The organism is Paeniglutamicibacter kerguelensis, assembly GCF_017876535.1.
Taxonomy (GTDB): Bacteria; Actinomycetota; Actinomycetes; order Actinomycetales; family Micrococcaceae; genus Paeniglutamicibacter; species Paeniglutamicibacter kerguelensis.
Genome location: NZ_JAGIOF010000001.1, coordinates 3,206,199 through 3,218,792, shown reverse-complemented (window position 1 = coordinate 3,218,792; position 12,594 = coordinate 3,206,199). Strand labels below are relative to the sequence as shown.

Here is a 12,594-nt window from a genome sequence, read left to right as displayed (position 1 = left end):
AATGGGTAAAACAAAAAGTGGTTTGGCGAAACGCCGGGTGCAGCGGGCAGCGCTAGTGGCTGCGCGCAAGGCCCAGGGAAGCCAGGGTGTCCGCGAGCATGTCGACGGACGCCTGCGAGGTTGTGGCGTGGGGGGAAAGCCTGATCCAGTCGCCGCGTCTGGTGGAGTGGATGCCAGCATTTTCCAGGCGGGCAAACAGCTCCGCAGGGTCGATGTCCGGCATGCGGAAGGTGGCAATGCCACTTTGCGGCGACGGGTTCCTGGTTTCGCCGCCGGCCTTGAGTACTGCCTCCAGCAACGAATCGAGGTTCCCGCGAATGGCGGCATTGATTTCCTTGAGGCCGGTCGCGATCACCAGATCCACCGCGGCACCGTATGACGCGACGGCGATGCTGTCCGGATTGGTCACCGTGTGCGCCAGCGCGCCGGGAAGGGTTGGGTGCGGAAGTTCTCCGGGGCCGATGGGATCCACCACGCCGGACCATCCTCCCAGACCTGGGAGCAGCTTGTCTGCCACCCTGTCCCTGACGAGCAGTGCCGCGGCGCCCCAACCCGCACGGAGCCATTTTTGGCCCCCCGCGGCAAGGATGTCCGCGGCTTCCACATCGAACGGCACGGCGCCAAAGGCCTGAACGGCATCCACCGCCAGGATACGGTCGGCGCCGATGACCTCCTTGATCCGTGCCAACGGAGCCAGGAAGCCGGTCCCGGCGTCGACCGCCGACACCGCGACTGCCTTGACGCTGGAATCGAGAGCGTCGCGAACGGATTCGGCGGTGACGGGTCCATCAATCCAGCGGACGGCAAGGCCGCCTCGTTCCGCGGCCCGGATCCAGGGGTAGGTGTTCGCGGGAAAATCGTTTCGGGGGACAAGCACCGTGCCAGGTTGCGGGCTCAAGGCTTGGGCCGCGGCAAACATCCCGTGACTGGTGGAGCCAACGAATGCGACCTCGTGGGTCTTGGCGTCGAGCAGCGTCGAAGTGGTCGCACGTGCTTTATCCACCAAGTTGTCTAAATACTCAAGAACCGCTGGTCCGGCCGTCTTCAGTCGATCGACATTGGCTACCTTTTGCTCGGCCACGACGGTCGAAAGCGGCCCGATGCGCGCAAAGTCCAGGTATCCGGCCGATTCGGAGAACTGCTGCCTGTAGTCCTCGAGCGTTAGGGCTTTTTCCATACTATGAACGTTCATTCACCTGTCACGATTCCGCTTGTATCCGTGGATAAATCCTTATATGAACGTTCAATATACACGGAATGTGATGCATGTCGCAAGCGATCCGGGTTTCGGGGTATCCTAATTCTCGGGTCGAAATTTGAACGATCGAAATTTTTGACCGAAATCCTTGACAGGCCAAAACGGCTCTGGTTTATTTCATGGGGTTGAATAAGTGTGAATCCGATCACGAAAATGATCCGACCTTACTGACGAAACCTCTTCGGCTGGAAGCTCCGCCTGGATTAATCGTCGGACGATAGGAATGAAATGTTGAAGAAGAACCTGATCGCTGTTGCTGCAGCGTCGGCTGCCTTCATGTTGGTGGCTAGCGGTTGCAGTTCCGCTGCCCCCGGGCCGGCTGCCAATGGCGAAAAGACGCTGTCGTTTAATACAGGTGAGCCGAAGTCACTGGTGGCCAGCAAGGACGCCGGCAGCCAGCTGGCCATGGCCATGTGCGCAAACCTGATGGAAGTCAACGTAGAGACCCAGGAATACGAGCCGCTGGCCGCCAAGTCGGTCACCAGCACGGACGCCAAGACCTGGAAGATCCAGTTGCAGGACGACTGGACGTTCCAGGACGGCTCCCCGGTTGTCGCATCGTCGTTCGTCGACGCCTGGAACAAGACCGCCACCGGCTCCAACGCCTGGCAGGGCAACGCTTACTTCACGGTCTTCGAAGGCTACAAGGAATTGAACCCCACCGACGGTTCCAAGCCGACCACCGACAAGCTCTCGGGCGTGAAGGTCATCGACGACAAGAACTTCGAAGTCACACTGAAGGCCCCGAACGCCGACTTCCCGATGCTGTTGAGCGCCAACGCACTGTGCCCGCTTCCCAAGCAGGCCTTCAGCGATCCGGAAGGCTACGAAGCCAACCCGATCTCCAACGGTCCGTACCAGTTCGTCTCATGGGACCACAACGTTGAAATCGTGATGAAAAAGTGGGACGGCTTCAAGGGCGCCCAAGGATTCTCCGGCGGAGCCGACAAGCTCGTCGGCAAGATCTACACCGCCATCGACGCGGCATACACCGACATGGTCGCCGGCAACCTGGACATGATCCGCGCCGTGCCTGCCTCCATGATTTCCAAGGGCAAGTCCCAGCTGGGCGATGATTCCGTCTACCCGATGTCCATCGGCAGCGCACAGCAGACCCTGCAGTTCCCGGAGTACGTCGCGGAGCTGAAGAACCCGGACCTGCGCAAGGCAATCTCGATGTCGATCGACCGCGAGGCCATCGCCAAGTCGTTGCTCGAAGGCCAGGCCACGGCATCGGATGCACTGGTTCCGCCTTCGCTGGCTTCCTACCGCGAGGGTTCCTGCGACTCCTGCACCTTTGACCCGGTTGGCGCCAAGAAGTTGCTGGAGAAGGCAGGCGGCTTCGACGGCACCCTGTACCTCGAGTTCGGCGGCACAACCTACCAGCAGTTGGTCCAGGTCATCTCCAAGCAGATCCAGGACAACCTGGGCATCAAGGTCCAGATGAAGCCGATGTTGGGCACCGAACTGGAAGCACGCCGCAACGGCAAGAAGCTTGAAGGCGCCGTCTTCGGCGGCTGGGGCTGGGCCTACAAGAGCCCGGACCAGTTCCTGAGCCAGTACGAAACCGGCGGCGACGGCAACGCAACCTCCGGCTACTCCAACCCTGCCGTTGACAAGTTGATCAAGGATGCCCGCGCCGTTCAGGATCCGACGAAGGCCGGCGAAGTCTACGCCGCGGCCGAAGCCGAGATCATGAAGGACATGCCTTCGATCCCGCTGTTCATTCCAGCTGATCCGGGCCTGCACTCCAAGTGCGCCGTGATGAACGATTCGCAGGGCGACCTGCAATACTACCGAGCTGGTTACGCCTGCTAATTTAGCTCAACTCTCGTGCCGCGGCCCGTCAACGAGTCACGTTGACGGGCTTCGGCACAAGATGGCCCCCAGGGGCCGCGAAAGGAAGCAGTCGCATGCTTGGCTACACAGTACGCCGAATCCTGCAGATGATACCGGTCGTCATCGGCGCCACGTTCATCATCTTTGCACTCACATTCTTGATGCCCGGGGACCCCGTCGCGGCACTGACCGGGGCCCGGCCGCTGCCCGAATCCACGGTCGCCCAGATCCGCCTGGCCTACCACCTCGATGACCCCTTCCTGGTCCAGTACGGCAACTACATGCTCGGCCTGATCCAGGGGAACTTCGGCATCGACTTCTTCGGGCGCCCCATCCTGGGGCTCATCCTCGAACGCCTCCCCACCACCTTCGCGCTGGCGATGACCGCCTGGGTGCTGAAGCTGGCCATCGGCCTGGCCATCGGCGTCTACGGCGGACTGCGCCACGGCCGCGCCGGGGACCACTTCGCCCTGGTCTTCACCGTGATCTTCCTGGGCATCCCCGGCTTCGTGATCGCCCTGGGTGCACAGACCGTCTTCGGTGTGCAGCTGGGCTGGGTCGACCCCGCCGGCATCCGCGCCGGATGGCCGATGGCGTTCATCCTCCCGGCACTGGTCATGGCCGTCGAGGCCTCGGCCGGGCTGGCCCGGCTGACCCGCACCTCCCTGGTGGACGTGCTGCGTGCCGAATACCTGCGCACCGCCCGCGCCAAGGGCCTCTCCCCGAACCGGGTCATCTGGGGACACGCGTTGCGCAACGCGATGATCCCGGTGGTCACCTACCTGGGCCTGAGCCTGGCCGGCATGCTCGGCGGCGCCGTGCTGATCGAGGCGATCTTCAACATCCCCGGCATCGGGGGACTGATGGTCACGGCCATCAACAACAAGGAGGGCACCGTTGTGGTGGGCATCGCCACGATGCTCGTGCTGGTGTACCTAGTCTTCAACCTGCTCGTGGACCTGCTCTACGGCATCATTGACCCGAGGGTACGGATATGAGCCAAAGTACACAGACCAATCCCGGCGCGGACACCGCTGCGGACCCGCTGGCACCGACCAACCCGATCACGGCCCCGGCCGGCCTGAAGGCCCCGGTTGCCCCGGTGCCGGTCGGCCCGCGCCGGGTTGCCAAGAAAATCAACCGCGGACCGATCTGGCTCAAGCCCCGCTTCCTGATCTCCGGGTCCATCGTGGCGCTCATGCTGCTCATGGCCGCGTTCCCGCAGTTGTTCGCCGGCTTCGGCGCGGACCCGAACGCGAACTGCGACATCATGAACACCAACCAGGCCCCGAGCGCCGAGCACATCTTCGGCGTCGACATCCAGGGCTGCGACTACTACACCAACGTCATCTTCGGCGCCCGCGCCTCGATCCTGGTCGGCATCGTGGTCACCGCGATCTCCTTCGTGATCTCCGCACTGCTCGGCTCGCTGGCCGGATACTTCGGCGGCTGGGTCGACACCATCATTTCCCGCGCTTGCGACATGGCGTTCGGCCTGCCGTTCATCCTGGCCGCGATCGTGGTCCTGCAGCTGTTCAGCGAACGGACCGTGTGGACCGTCATCTTCGCCCTGGCCCTCTTCAGCTGGGCCGGCGGCGTCCGCTTCATGCGCTCCTCGGTCCTGGAGGTCCGCAACCGCGAATACGTCCAGGCCTCCAAGCTCCTGGGTGCGGGCCACGGGCGGATCATCAAGACCCACATCATCCCCAACTCGCTGACCCCGCTGCTGGTGCTCCAGACCCTGGGCATCGGCGGGGTGATCTCCGCCGAGGCGGGACTCACGTTCATCGGCATCGGGTTGACCCCGCCGTCGGTGTCCTGGGGCCTGCAGCTGGCCGCGGCCCGCGAATACATTTCCGCGGCCCCGCACCTGCTGGTCTTCCCCGCGATTTTCCTGACCATCACCGTGCTTGGCTTCGTGCTCTTTGGCGAGGCGCTGCGCGATGAGTTCGACCCGAAAGGCAAATAACGTGGGCACCCACCAACTTGCGACCCCCGCAGCCAATGCCGCAACGGACCCCGCCGACGACGTGCTGCTGCGCGTGAAAGACCTCGAGGTCGAATTCAACACCACCCGCGGCATCGCCACGGCCGTGAACGGCATGAACTTCGAGGTCAAGCGCGGGCAGGCGCTGGGCATCCTGGGCGAATCCGGCTCCGGCAAGTCAGTGACGGCACGGGCCATCATGGGCATCCTGGACATGCCCCCGGCGCACATCCCGCGCGGGGAAATCCTCCTGGAGGGCGAGGACCTGCTCACCGTGACCCCCAAGCGCCACCGCCAGCTGGTCGGCTCCCGGGTGTCGATGGTCTTCCAGGACGCGCTGACCGCACTGAACCCCGTCCACCCGGTGGGACGCCAGATCGGCGAGCTCTACCGCGTGCACCGCGGGTACTCCCGCAGGGACGCCAAGGCAGCGGCCATCAAGATGATGGACAGGGTCAAGATCCCCGCGGCCGCAAAACGGGTGAACGACTACCCGCACCAGTTCTCCGGCGGCATGCGCCAGCGCATCGTGATCGCCATGGCGCTGGCCCTGGACCCGGTGCTGCTGATCGCCGACGAGCCGACCACCGCGCTGGATGTCACCGTGCAGGCGCAGATCCTGGAACTGCTCAAGGAGCAGCAGGAAGAGCGGAACATGGGGCTGATCCTGATCACCCACGACATTTCCGTGGTCAAGGAGGTCACCGACCAGGTTGCCGTCATGTATGCCGGCCGGGTCGTGGAACACGGGCCGACCGCCGAGGTGCTGAACCGCCCCGGACACCCCTACTCGCGAGGTCTGGCTGCCTCGATCGCGGGGGAGGAGCTCAAGGGCCAGCGCCTGCCGGCGATCCCCGGCACGCCCCCGGACCTGTTGAACCTGCCGGTGGGTTGCTCCTTCGCCAACCGCTGCTCCTTTGTCACGGACAACTGCCTGGAGAGCATTCCGGCGCTCGAAACGATCGAAGCATCACGGCACATCGATACAGCACGGCACAGTGCCTGCTTCCACACCCCGAAGGTCTTGGCCCATGTCAACGTCTGAAACACTCACCCTCCCCGTCCGCGCGGACGAAGCCACCGCAACGCCGCTGATGGAGTTGCGCTCGGTCAAGCAGCACTACCCGGTGGCCCGCCACCTGCCGATCGGCCCGCGCAAGTTCGTCAAGGCCCTGGACGGTGTCGACCTGTCCCTCTCCGAGGGGGAGACCCTGGGCGTCATCGGCGAATCAGGTTGCGGCAAGTCCACGCTGGCCCGCGTCATGGCCGGGCTGGAGAAGCCCACGGCCGGCCAGGTGCTCTTCCGCGGCCAGGACATCAACGGGCTCAAGGGCGATGAACGCCGCGAGATGCGCCGGAACATCCAGCTGATCTTCCAGGACCCGTACTCCTCGCTGAACCCGCGCATGAGCGTGGAGGAACTTGTCGGCGAGCCGTTCGCGATCCACCCGGAGGTCGCCCCGAAGGCCGGGCGCAAGGCCAAGATCAAGGAATTGCTGGAACTGGTCGGGCTGAACCCCAACCACGCCGACCGCTACCCGCACAACTTCTCCGGCGGCCAGCAGCAACGCATCGGCATCGCCCGCGGCATCGCGCTGAACCCGCAGATGCTCATCTGCGACGAACCCGTCTCCGCGCTGGATGTCTCGGTGCGCGCCCAGGTGGTGAACCTGCTCGACGACCTGCAAAAGGAACTGGGCCTGAGCTACCTGTTCATCGCCCACGACCTGCAGATCGTCAGGCACATCTCCGACCGGGTCGCGACCATGTACCTGGGCCGCGTCGTGGAACTGGGAACGTACGCCGACGTGTACGACCGGACCGGGCAGCCGTACACGCGTGCGTTGATGTCCGCGGCCCCGGAACTGCGCCGCAACGACGGGACCGACCGGGAACGCATCGTGCTGCAGGGGGACCCGCCCTCGCCGATCGACCCGCCCGCCGGCTGCCGCTTCCACACCCGCTGCCCGATGGCCCAGGCCATCTGCGCAACCAAGGAACCCGAGCTGGTCCAGATCAGCGACACGCACGTGTCCCGCTGCCACTTCGCCACCAACACCCCAACCAACTAAAGCCATGGGTGCGCCCGAGGCCGGGTGCACCCATACCGAATTCAAGTTTTTCATTAAAGGAGCAATTTTCGTGGATCTCAAAGTAGGCGTCGTCGGGTTCGGACTGCGTTCCGGGCTGTACGAGCACGCCCACCGCCCCGGCGCGGGCTCGGTCGTGACCATGGTGTGCGACACCTCCGAACGCGGCCGCGCCGACGCGGCGAAGAAGCTGCCCGAGGCAAGAATCACTGCCGACCTGGGCGAACTGCTCGATGCGGGCCTGGACGCCGTGCTGGTGCTGACCCCGGACAACCAGCACGCCGTGGTTGCCAAGCGCACCCTGGAAGCCGGGATCCCGACGTTCTGCGAAAAGCCGCTGGACGTCACCCTGGACGCCGTGGACGAGGTGCTGGAAACGGCCTTCCGCACCGGCACCAAGCTGTACGTCGGGCACAACATGCGCCACATGCCGGTGGTCCGCCAGATGCGCGAGATCATCGAATCCGGTGCCATCGGTGCGGTCAAGGCCGTCTGGTGCCGCCACTTCGTGGGCAACGGCGGCGACTACTACTTCAAGGACTGGCACGCCGAGCGCAAGAACACCACCAGCCTGCTGCTGCAAAAGGGCGCGCACGACATCGACGTGATCCACTGGCTTGCCGGCGGATACACGCAGCGCGTTTCCGCCGTCGGCGACCTGGCAGTGTACGGGGACATCGAATCGCGCCGCGACAACACCGACCGCCGCATGGGGGACTGGTTCTCGCTTCAGAACTGGCCGCCGACCGAGCAGACGGACCTGAACCCGGTCATCGACGTGGAAGACATTTCCATGATGCAGATGACGCTGGACAACGGCGTGCTGGCCTCCTACCAGCAGTGCCACTTCACCCCCGACTACTGGAGGAACTACACGGTCATCGGCACCGCGGGCCGCCTGGAGAACTTCGGCGACGACGCGGGCAACCTGATCAAGGTGTGGAACACCCGCAGCCAGGACGGCTACGTGGAGGCCGACCTCGAGGTGGAAATCGAGGCCGCCGGCGGCGGCCACGGCGGGGCGGACCCGCGCCTGATCGCCGAGTTCCTGCGTTTCGCGGCCGAGGGCGGACCGACCGAGACCTCACCGGTCGCGGCCCGCGCCGCGGTTGCCGCGGGCGTGCTGGCCACCGAGTCGCTGCGCACCGACGGATCGGCCAAGCAGGTTCCCGCGCTCGGCGGGGAACTGTTGGCCTACTTCGCGGCCAACCAGGAACGCGCCGCCGTCTAGCCCGGCAAAGCTCTGGCTCAGGGCATGCTAGAAGTCTTGCCAATGGGCAGAAGCAGGCGGCTTCCGGAATCTTGTTTCCGGGAGCCGCTTTTCCCATGCCCCGGCGGTGGCGTCGTGTCTGGCGGGCCGGGCTAGAAGAGCGTTTCCTCGGCCTCCGGAACGATGCCCTCGAGCCGCAGCAGGAACAGCTTGCGGTCAAGGCCACCGGCGTACCCGGTCAACGAGCCGTCGGCACCGATCACGCGGTGGCACGGAACGATGATTGAGACGGGGTTGCGGCCGTTGGCCGTTCCCACCGCGCGCGTCAGCTTCACGTCGCCGAGTTCCAGCGCCAGCTCGCCGTAGGAACGGGTCTGCCCGAACGGGATCCTGGCCAGTGCGGCCCAGACGCGCCGCTGGAATTCGGTGCCGTCGGCATCGAGCGGGACATCGAACGAGGTGCGTTGGCCGGAGAAGTATTCGCCCAGTTGGTCCGCGGCCCGGGCGATGAACGGGTCATCGCCCGCCGCGTCCAGCGTCTCGCCGAGTGCTTCCGCCGCCGGCGGGTGCGAGTGGTTCAGCATGTAGATGCCGGTCACGCCCCGCGCGCTGGCGGCGATCGTCAGCGGCCCGATGGGCGAATCGACCACGGCATGGCGGACCGCCGGCCGCTCAGCCAAAGATCCCCCTCAGGGCGCCGGCGAACGTCGGGTGCTCGAACTCGAACCCTGCAGCCTCCAGCACCTCGGAGGTCACGTACCTGCCGGTGGTCCCCAGTGCGGGATCGGTGTGCAGCAGCACGGCGCCGGCGGCGAGCACCGGCTTGGGGGTGGGCAGCCCGAACTTCTTCAGCACCCCGGGGGCCACGCGGGCCCGCAGCAGGGACATCATTTCGGTGTTGCGCACCGGATTCGGCGCGGCCAGGTTGATGACGCCTTCCGGCAACGCCGGATCTTCCCCGAGGCCCAGACAGGCCCGCACGATGCGCAGCCAGTCGGCCAGGTGGATCCAGCTCACCCATTGCCGGCCTCCGGCCACCGGGCCGCCCAGCCCGGCCTGCGCCAACAGGCTGAGCCTGTCCACCAGCGGGCTTTCCTGCTCGAACACCAGCGAGGTGCGCAGGATGTTGACGCGCTCGGCGTTGGCGCCGGCCACGGCTTCCTCCCACGGCCGTGCCACGCCCGTCATCTGGGGCAGCGCCCGGGTGCCGGTGGGCAGCGCCGAGGACTCGGTGAGCCGTTGCTCGCCGGCATCGGCAAAGATCGCGGTGGTGCTCGACTGCAGGAAGGCTGCCAGCGGGCGGGGCAGCGCTGAGCTTGCTTCCACGAGCGCTCGGGTGGAATCCACCCGGGAGGAACGCAGCCGCTTGATGTTTTCCGGCGTCGGCGGCAGGTCCACCAGTTCGCCGGCCAGGTTCAGCACCGCGGTCGGCCGGCCCTGCGCATACAGGGCGCCGGCCCACGGCCCCTGGGTCTTGCCGTCCCACGGCAGCTGCCGGTAGGGGCTGTCCTTGCGCACGGTGCGGGTGAGCACGGTGACCTGGTGCCCGCGGCAATGCAGGTCCGCCGCCGCGCGGCTGCCCAGGAAACCGTGGCCCCCGGCGATCACCACGCGCAGGTCGCGGGTCTCGGTGCCGCCCGCCAGGGTGTAGAGCCTGGCGCAATTCTGCGCGAAGTTCCCGGCGATCGGCTTGGCCGCGGTCTGCGCAAAGAGCGGGGAGGCGAGCCCGGAGACGGAGACGAGCTGGGTCAGCTCGCAGCCCCCGGAAACCTCGCTCAGCGACCACCGCACCAGCAGGTAGCCGCCGGGCTGGGGCTGCCGCCAGGTCAGGCTGGAGCCCTCGTCGATCCGGGTGATGACCGCGGGCGCGGCGGTCTTGGCGTGGATCGGGCCAATGACGTCCCCGGTCGGCACCAGGTCGATCTCGGTTCCGGCCGTCGCGGGTTGCGTGCGCGGGTCCAGCCGCGCGATGGCGGGGTTCCATTCGGGAACCCGGGCGGGATCCTTCAGCACCTCCCACAGGGCGGAGACGGGGAGGGCGAAGAACTGTGTCTGTGTACGCTGCCAAGCCATGGGTTCAGCTTAGCCACTTCTGCGGGAGCCCGAATGCACGGGCCCCCGCAAGCGGGTCCGGATCAGGTCCGGATCAGGCCTTGGTGACGAACTCGGAGAGCGCCCCGAGCTGTGCCACGCGCACCGCGGGGTCCACGTACATCATGTGCCCCGCCGCGTAGTAGTAGTGGCTGAAGCGTGCGCGGGCTGCGGCCGGGATCTCCAAGTGCGCCCACACGTACTCGGCCGCGAAGTGCGGGGTGGCGCCGTCGTGGTAGCCGTAGTCCACGTGCACGCGCAGTTCCGGGATGTCGATGAGCAGGCGCTCCAGGTCCCGGGTGACGTCGACCGGCTTGCCCTCGAAGGTCTCGTAGCTCCACGGGTGCACCCGTCCGGTGAGCACCTCGTAGGGCAGGTCCGATTCGTAGCCGAGCTCGGCGCGCACATAGTGGTTGATCGCCGCGGCGTAGGGCGGGGTGATGGCGCGCAGCGACGGGTCGTCCCAGGTGTGGGATTCCTGCAGGCGCGGCGGCACGCCGGTGAAACGGCCGTCGATGCGCCCGACCATCAGGCCCTTCTCGCGCAGCAGCTCGGTGGCGAACTCCATGTAGTCCCAGCGCAGGTTGGTGCGGCGGATGAAGGCCTCGGAGAGCGTGGTGAGCTCGGCCAGGTGCTTGACCGCCCCGTCGAACTTCCGCTTGGACAGCCGGCTGCCCAGGTGCAGGGCCACTACGTAGTCGCCGGCCGCGTAGTCCTCGGCGTCGCGGATGATCTCATCCAGCGGGCGGTTGCCGTGCCGGCCGTGGTAGTGGGCGATGGCCGCGTAGGTGGGCAGGTGCAGCGCATAGGGGGTGTCGTTGCCCGGCGCGAAGTCCAGGGTGGACATGTTCAGCACCGTGGAGATGAGGCCCAGGCCGTTCACGGCCATGCCGTGCGCCTCGTGCAGGCGGCGGGCCACGGCCACGGCGCGCATGGTTCCGTAGGATTCGCCGATGAGGTACTTGGGGGAGAGCCAGCGCTGGTTGCGGGTGACCCAGAGGCGGATGGCCTCGGCGATCAGGTCGCGGTCGGCGACGAAGGCATGGAACTCATCGCTCTTGCCGCCCTCGATCACGCGGGAGAAGCCGGTGTTCACCGGGTCGATCATCACCACATCGGCGTGCTCCAGCAGGGACTCGGGGTTGTCGATCACCCCGTACGGCGCCGGGGTCATGTTCCCGACGTCGCCCGAGTCGACGATGCGCGGGCCCAGCAGGCCCATGTGCAGCCAGAGGCTGGCCGAGCCGGGGCCGCCGTTGAAGGCGAAGACGACCGGGCGGCGGTTGATGCTCGGCGGGCCGCTTGGCTTCTTGGCACGGGCCTTGCCGGCGGCGGTCGTCGCGGCCGGGGCCTCGGGCTCGTCCGCGGTGTAGGAAATCATGAAGATCTCGGCCTTGGGCTTGAACCCGTCGGTCTTGCCTTCTGCGTCCTCTTCCCGGCGCAACACCATCCGGCCGGTGGTGCTGGTGTAGCGCAGACCCGAGGATGTGCGGTGCTGGCGGGTGACAAAATCGTCCACGGCTTCGGGTTTTTCGGCGGTCGTGGAGGCGGCAGGGGATGAGGCAGGAACTTCAGGCATGGGAAGAGCCTACAGCCTGATGCGGGCAAACCCTGACTCGGGGAATTCCCGGCAAAGTCGGGGCAAATTCCCAATTCGGTGGCTTAACGCCGACGGCGGTGCGGCGCCGTGCCGGGGCGCCGCAAGAACCGCCGTTTTCAACTCTGTTTCAGCCCTGCGGCTGGCCGCCGTCGTACGGGGTCGCGGGCGGGGCCGGCGGCGGGTTCATCGGTGTGCCGGGGTAGGGATTCTGGACCGAGCTGGGGCCCGGTGCGCTGCCGCCGGCCAGGCGAACCAGCTCGCCGGTGTTTTGTGCGGTGCGGATCGTGGCAACCAGGGATTCAAGTCCCATGCGGGCCAGCGCCAGGTAGATGATGGTGACGAGCGGGCCGATGACCAGCAGGACCAGGATCCCGAACATCGGGCTTTCGAAGGTGAACGAGGCGATCACCATGCCCAGGTACAGCACGGCCAAGCCGATGGTGATCAGGATGTAGACGATCTTGACGATCTTGGGTGTCACGAAAGTACCGAAGTTGAAATCAAAAAGCTGTTTCATGC

At 66.1% G+C, this 12,594-nt stretch carries 11 protein-coding genes; 6 read left to right on the top strand and 5 right to left on the bottom strand.

Features of this window, described 5'->3' with window-relative positions; genetic code table 11:
• Positions 1 to 52: 52 nt before the first annotated feature.
• On the bottom strand, positions 53 to 1,177 hold the full coding sequence (locus JOF47_RS14710) for an aminotransferase class V-fold PLP-dependent enzyme (RefSeq protein WP_209999747.1): 1,125 nt from the start codon (positions 1,175 to 1,177) through the stop codon (positions 53 to 55).
• A 309-nt stretch (positions 1,178 to 1,486) separates the two neighbouring features.
• Between JOF47_RS14710 and JOF47_RS14705 the strand changes: the two genes are divergently transcribed.
• From JOF47_RS14705 to JOF47_RS14680, 6 genes are all read left to right on the top strand, one after another.
• A complete protein-coding gene (locus tag JOF47_RS14705) occupies positions 1,487 to 3,076 on the top strand; it encodes a peptide ABC transporter substrate-binding protein (RefSeq protein WP_209999746.1) in 1,590 nt (529 codons plus the stop codon).
• A gap of 95 nt (positions 3,077 to 3,171) precedes the next feature.
• Positions 3,172 to 4,095 carry an ABC transporter permease gene (locus JOF47_RS14700; protein WP_209995755.1) on the top strand — a complete coding sequence of 308 codons (924 nt, stop codon included), beginning with the start codon at positions 3,172 to 3,174 and terminating at the stop codon, positions 4,093 to 4,095.
• Positions 4,092 to 5,066: an ABC transporter permease gene (locus tag JOF47_RS14695; RefSeq protein WP_209995756.1), complete on the top strand. Its 975-nt coding sequence runs from the start codon at positions 4,092 to 4,094 to the stop codon at positions 5,064 to 5,066. The genes JOF47_RS14700 and JOF47_RS14695 overlap by 4 nt, the downstream gene beginning before the upstream one ends.
• Position 5,067: 1 nt before the next feature.
• Complete coding sequence (locus JOF47_RS14690) at positions 5,068 to 6,129, top strand: ABC transporter ATP-binding protein (protein WP_342592799.1); 1,062 nt, start codon at positions 5,068 to 5,070, stop codon at positions 6,127 to 6,129.
• Positions 6,116 to 7,156, top strand: coding sequence for an ABC transporter ATP-binding protein (locus JOF47_RS14685; RefSeq protein ID WP_209999744.1), 1,041 nt, complete (start codon positions 6,116 to 6,118; stop codon positions 7,154 to 7,156). The genes JOF47_RS14690 and JOF47_RS14685 overlap by 14 nt, the downstream gene beginning before the upstream one ends.
• Before the next feature lie 70 nt (positions 7,157 to 7,226).
• Positions 7,227 to 8,405, top strand: a complete 1,179-nt coding sequence (locus JOF47_RS14680; RefSeq protein WP_342592798.1) for a Gfo/Idh/MocA family protein — start codon at positions 7,227 to 7,229, stop codon at positions 8,403 to 8,405.
• Between the two features lie 131 nt (positions 8,406 to 8,536).
• Here JOF47_RS14680 and JOF47_RS14675 read toward each other — a convergent pair whose 3' ends face one another.
• The 4 genes from JOF47_RS14675 to JOF47_RS14660 all read right to left on the bottom strand — a co-directional run bounded on the left by JOF47_RS14675 (position 8,537) and on the right by JOF47_RS14660 (position 12,592).
• A complete protein-coding gene (locus JOF47_RS14675) occupies positions 8,537 to 9,064 on the bottom strand; it encodes a methylated-DNA--[protein]-cysteine S-methyltransferase (RefSeq protein WP_209999740.1) in 528 nt (175 codons plus the stop codon).
• Positions 9,057 to 10,457, bottom strand: a complete 1,401-nt coding sequence (locus tag JOF47_RS14670; RefSeq protein WP_209999735.1) for a DUF1731 domain-containing protein — start codon at positions 10,455 to 10,457, stop codon at positions 9,057 to 9,059. The genes JOF47_RS14675 and JOF47_RS14670 overlap by 8 nt, the downstream gene beginning before the upstream one ends.
• Before the next feature lie 73 nt (positions 10,458 to 10,530).
• On the bottom strand, positions 10,531 to 12,054 hold the full coding sequence (locus JOF47_RS14665) for a S10 family peptidase (RefSeq protein WP_209999732.1): 1,524 nt from the start codon (positions 12,052 to 12,054) through the stop codon (positions 10,531 to 10,533).
• Between the two features lie 148 nt (positions 12,055 to 12,202).
• Positions 12,203 to 12,592 (bottom strand): DUF4282 domain-containing protein, encoded by a 390-nt coding sequence (locus JOF47_RS14660; protein ID WP_209999729.1) that lies wholly within the window; start codon positions 12,590 to 12,592, stop codon positions 12,203 to 12,205.
• Between the last annotated feature and the right edge of the window lie 2 nt (positions 12,593 to 12,594).

What these genes read in the sequence shown, in the direction of transcription:
- JOF47_RS14710 (WP_209999747.1), bottom strand. Translation starts at nt 1,177, where the DNA reads ATGGAAAAAGCCCTAACGCTCGAGGACTACAGGCAGCAGTTCTCCGAA.
- JOF47_RS14705 (WP_209999746.1), top strand. Translation starts at nt 1,487, where the DNA reads ATGTTGAAGAAGAACCTGATCGCTGTTGCTGCAGCGTCGGCTGCCTTC.
- JOF47_RS14700 (WP_209995755.1), top strand. Translation starts at nt 3,172, where the DNA reads ATGCTTGGCTACACAGTACGCCGAATCCTGCAGATGATACCGGTCGTC.
- JOF47_RS14695 (WP_209995756.1), top strand. Translation starts at nt 4,092, where the DNA reads ATGAGCCAAAGTACACAGACCAATCCCGGCGCGGACACCGCTGCGGAC.
- JOF47_RS14685 (WP_209999744.1), top strand. Translation starts at nt 6,116, where the DNA reads ATGTCAACGTCTGAAACACTCACCCTCCCCGTCCGCGCGGACGAAGCC.
- JOF47_RS14670 (WP_209999735.1), bottom strand. Translation starts at nt 10,457, where the DNA reads ATGGCTTGGCAGCGTACACAGACACAGTTCTTCGCCCTCCCCGTCTCC.
- JOF47_RS14665 (WP_209999732.1), bottom strand. Translation starts at nt 12,054, where the DNA reads ATGCCTGAAGTTCCTGCCTCATCCCCTGCCGCCTCCACGACCGCCGAA.
- JOF47_RS14660 (WP_209999729.1), bottom strand. Translation starts at nt 12,592, where the DNA reads ATGAAACAGCTTTTTGATTTCAACTTCGGTACTTTCGTGACACCCAAG.